This is a genomic window from Desulfocurvus vexinensis DSM 17965 (assembly GCF_000519125.1).
GTDB classification, from domain to species: Bacteria; Desulfobacterota; Desulfovibrionia; order Desulfovibrionales; family Desulfovibrionaceae; genus Desulfocurvus; species Desulfocurvus vexinensis.
Map to the genome: position 1 here is coordinate 1 of NZ_JAEX01000050.1, position 3,271 is coordinate 3,271.

Annotated in this window: 4 protein-coding genes; all 4 read left to right on the plus strand. The window is 57.0% G+C overall.

Annotated elements, in window-relative coordinates:
• The first annotated feature begins 159 nt into the window (after positions 1-159).
• Positions 160-756, plus strand: coding sequence for a phosphonate C-P lyase system protein PhnH (phnH, locus tag G495_RS21395; RefSeq protein WP_084458339.1), 597 nt, complete (start codon positions 160-162; stop codon positions 754-756).
• On the plus strand, positions 744-1,856 hold the full coding sequence (locus G495_RS0114480; RefSeq protein WP_022661747.1) for a carbon-phosphorus lyase complex subunit PhnI: 1,113 nt from the start codon (positions 744-746) through the stop codon (positions 1,854-1,856). Before phnH ends, G495_RS0114480 begins: the two co-directional genes overlap by 13 nt.
• Positions 1,853-2,758, plus strand: coding sequence for an alpha-D-ribose 1-methylphosphonate 5-phosphate C-P-lyase PhnJ (locus G495_RS19480; protein WP_035252512.1), 906 nt, complete (start codon positions 1,853-1,855; stop codon positions 2,756-2,758). Before G495_RS0114480 ends, G495_RS19480 begins: the two co-directional genes overlap by 4 nt.
• Positions 2,755-3,271 (plus strand): ATP-binding cassette domain-containing protein (locus tag G495_RS0114490; protein ID WP_028588359.1); only part of this gene is annotated, 517 nt, incomplete at its 3' end. The genes G495_RS19480 and G495_RS0114490, both read left to right, overlap by 4 nt.

The window sequence follows — 3,271 nt, forward strand, 5'->3', positions numbered from 1 at the left end:
TGTTCTTGCCAATAAATTGAATGGCAGCGAAAACATCGAAATTTTACTTGAGGAAGGAGCAAGGCGGCTTTTGCGCGATGAAGCTTCCCGCAGCGTGATCCTCAAGCGCACCCGCGTCGATTTTTCTCTGCTCGATGCAACTGGCGAGGACAATGACATATGAACACTGACTTAAACAGCAAAGCACTCGCCTCCGTATGGTCACCAGCGGCGCAGCAACTCTCTTTTCGCAAACTGATGACCGCCTTCTCCTTCCCTGGCCGTATTGAAGCCATGACGCCGGAAATCCAGAACAAGGATTTCACCGTGTTGCGCATGATTTTGGCAACCTTGACCGATGGAGAAGTCACCGTCGCCGACCCGCATCACATGATTGACGATCATGACTGGTCAAAACTTGAGACAAACAGGGAGACACCGGAAAAAGCGCGGTTCATCGTCGCTCGCGGCGACATTGCACCGATGTTTTCTCCCGGCCTCGGTTCTCTGGAGTGCCCCGAAATGGGAGCGACCATCATTCTGCGTGTTGAACACCTCGGCCGGGGCGAACCTCTGGTATTGCGAGGCCCTGGAATTCAATCGGTAAAGGAAGTCGCCTGCTCGGGCCTGGGCGCGGCCTGGTTGTGCAAGCGGCAGGAGTGGAATGGTGCGTTTCCCCTGGGGGTGGACATGATTCTCTTCGACGCGTCGCGAGTCATTGCCTTGCCGCGCACCACCCGGATCACGACAAAGGAAGGAAAATCATGGGATATGTAGCGATCAAAGGTGGCGGCATCGCCATCAAGGGGTCACAGGAAGCGCTTGAAGCGCTGCGTGCCGCCGAGGGAGAGCAGGGCGTTCCTCTTTCTCTTTCAGCCATCGAGAATCAATTGCGTCTGCTCACCTCACGAATCGTTTCCGAAGGTGGGCTGTACCACCCGCGCCTGGCCGCCCTGGCGATCAAACAGATGCAAGGGGACACGCTTGAGGCGGCATTCGCCCTGCGTGCCTATCGTTCCACCAAGCCGCGCCTGATGTCGACGCCGGTACAGGAGACCAGTCGCATGCGTGTCATCCGTCGCATTTCCAGCGCCTTTAAGGACATACCAGGAGGGCAGATGCTGGGGCCGACCTATGATTATGCGCTGCGATTGATGCGGATCGACCTGGCGGATGAGTCTCCCGAGGTATTTCGGGAAATCGCCGCGAAGTTCATGGCCGACACTCCGGGCGATGCTTTGCCGGAAACCTTTCCCAAGGTTGTGGAGGCGCTGCGCAAGGACGGCTTGCTGCCGAAAGCCCCTGCCCACGACATCGAGCCTTTCGACATTACGAGAGAACCCCTCATTTTCCCCATTCCGCGCTCGGCGGTGCTGTCGAGCATGGCGCGGGCCGAGACCGGATCGCTCCTCGCCCTCGCCTATTCCAACATGCGGGGTTATGGCGACATTCATCCGACCATCGCCGAACTGCGCGTCGGTTATCTCCCGGTTTACTTACCCCATCCGGTAACAGGGGAAGAGATTGAGGCCGGCGAGGTGCTGATCACGGAATGCGAGGTGGTCGCCATGTATGAAAACAGCGACAACAAGAGCAAGCCGGTGTTCACGCTCGGCTACGGAGCCTGCTTTGGTCACAACGAAACCAAGGCCATATCCATGGCGGTACTGGATCGCGCCCTGCAAAAGGGCATGAAGGAAGGTCCGACGAATCCGTCGGAAGATCCGGAATTTGTTGTCCTGCATGTCGACGGCGTGGATTCCATGGGGTTCGCGAACCATTACAAGATGCCGCACTATGTGACGTTCCAGTCGGATATGGACCGGTTGCGCACGACCCAGGCGAAAGCAGAGCAAAAAAGAGGAAATAAAAAATGAACCCATATTACGAACTACCACAGGATGAAGCCGGATACAGCTTTGGTTTCCTGGATGAGTATGCCAAGCGGGAAGTCCGGCGAAATATCCTCAAAGCTATCTGCATACCAGGCTACCAGACCCCCTACGCCTCCCGCGAAATGCCGATGGGGCGAGGCTTCGGCACGGGTGGACTGCAACTGACCCTGAGCCTGATCGGCTGGGGAGACACCCTGAAGGTTATCGATCAGGGAGCGGATGATTCGGTGAACGCAGTCAATTTACGTCATTTTATTGAATTGACCTGCCCCGGAGTGGACACAACGGAACAGACCCGGGAGGCGACGCTCATCCAATCACGTCATCGCGTCCCCGAAAGACAATTGACGAACGCCCAGGTTCTGGTTTTGCAGGTTCCTTATCCGGACCCTCTGGTTGTCGTTGAGCCTTCGGAAGCCCGGCGCAAAATCATGCACGGCGAGGGGGATTATTCACGGCTGCTGACCAAGCTGTACGAAGACATCGTCCGTTTCGATGAAATCACCATCTCGCACCGTTATCCGACGCGCATCAACGGGCATTACGTGCTGGACCCCAGCCCCATTCCACGTTTCGACATACCCAAGCTCAACCAGTCGCCCGCGCTGATCCTGTTCGGAGCCGGGCGTGAAAAAAAAATCTATGCCGTGCCGCCCTACACCAACGCGGAGCCGTTGGCCTTCGACGATATCGCTTTCAGAACCGAGGATTTCACCGACGAGCAGGGGCTGCGGCGATCCTGCCACCGTTGCGGCGCGACGGATTCCTTTTTGGATGAATTCACCCGCGATGACGGCGTGCGAATCTATCAATGCTCCGACTCGGACTACTGCAATCAGGGAATCGTCGCACACATATTATCGGCAGGTGAGGCCGCGCTATGAAGAAAGTTCTTGGAGTAAGAAACCTTGGCAAGATTCACGGATCTGGCTGCTCTCGCTGTCTGGAAAGCACAGGGCCGGAGTCCGGCAGCAATGTCTGCCCACACTGTGGATCGGTGGTGGCGGCCGCCGATATCAGTTTTGACCTGCACGCCGGAGAGATTCTCGGCATCATGGGAGAGTCCGGCAGCGGCAAATCGACCATCGTGAAAATGCTTTTCTTCGATGAAGCGCCATCGCACGGCGAAGCCGTCTTTTTCGACAGCGAACGGCAGTGGGACCTCTTCAGCCTGAATGCGGCACAGCAGCGCTGGCTGAGAAACCACCGCTTCGGCATCGTCTACCAGAACCCGCATCTCGGCCTCAATTTCAATTTTTCCGCTGGAGGAAACATCGCCGAGCGTCTGTTGATGAGCGATTTCTCGCACTACGGCAGGATACGCGAACGGGCGCGCAGCCTCTTGGCCCGCACGGAAGTCATGCCCGAGCGCATGGACGAATCCCCGAAAAAATTTT

Coding starts and splice junctions, on each gene's coding strand:
- G495_RS19480 (WP_035252512.1), top strand. CDS start 1,853: ATGAACCCATATTACGAACTACCACAGGATGAAGCCGGATACAGCTTT.
- G495_RS0114480 (WP_022661747.1), top strand. CDS start 744: ATGGGATATGTAGCGATCAAAGGTGGCGGCATCGCCATCAAGGGGTCA.
- phnH (WP_084458339.1), top strand. CDS start 160: ATGAACACTGACTTAAACAGCAAAGCACTCGCCTCCGTATGGTCACCA.